This is a genomic window from Bradyrhizobium sp. 142 (genome assembly GCF_023074015.1).
Lineage (GTDB): Bacteria > Pseudomonadota > Alphaproteobacteria > Rhizobiales > Xanthobacteraceae > Bradyrhizobium.
Genome location: NZ_JADPKQ010000256.1, coordinates 1 through 785 on the forward strand (window position 1 = coordinate 1; position 785 = coordinate 785).

Below are 785 nucleotides of genomic sequence, written 5' to 3' on the forward strand. Positions count from 1 at the left end.
CGCACAAGAGCCGCAGTCGTGGTCGGCTGGGCGCGCCGGCCGAGGTGGTGTTGCGGTTGTTGATCCTCAAGCATGTTCGCAACTGGAGCTATCACGTGCTGGAACGTGAAGTGCGCGCCAATCTGGTGTATCGCGACTTCACCCGTGTGGGCGGCGGCAAGATGCCGGACGCCAAGACGATGGGGCGCTGGGGCCTGGCTGTGGATCCGGAGACAATCAGACAGATCCACGACCGGATCGTGCAAATCGCGCAGCAACAAGGGGTGACGCAGGGACGCAGAATGCGTGTGGATACGACGGTGGTGGAGACCAACATCCATTACCCGACCGACAGCACGTTGCTGGGTGACGGGGTTAGGGTGCTGATCCGCACCATGAAGAAGGTCACCGAGATCGCGGGCGCGGCCGGAACCAAGCTGCGCGAGCGAACGCGAAGCGTAAAACTGCGGCTGCTCGATATCTCGCGGATTGCGCGTGCCAAAGGACCGCTCAATCACGAGAGGCTCAAGCAAGGCTACCGTAAGCTATTGAACTCGACGAGCCGAGTGGTGGGGCAAGCGAAGCGCTTCTCCCATGAGATATCCACCGGCGTGAAGCGGGCCAGGGGCATCTTGAAACGGCTGGCGCTGCAAGGCTTGCGGCAGGAGCTGGAAGCGATGATGCCGCTGGTGCGGCAGGTGATGCGGCAGACCCGGCAACGCATCTTCCAGGGCAACACGCGGACAGAGGACAAGCTCTTCAGCGTGTTCGAGCCCTCGACGGAGATCATTCGCAAGGGCAAGGCC

The 785-nt window shown here is 62.3% G+C and carries 1 protein-coding gene; it reads left to right on the forward strand.

Going from position 1 to position 785, the window contains the following annotated elements:
- On the forward strand, nucleotides 1-785 hold a 785-nt coding region (locus IVA82_RS23275), incomplete at both ends, for a transposase (protein WP_247493572.1).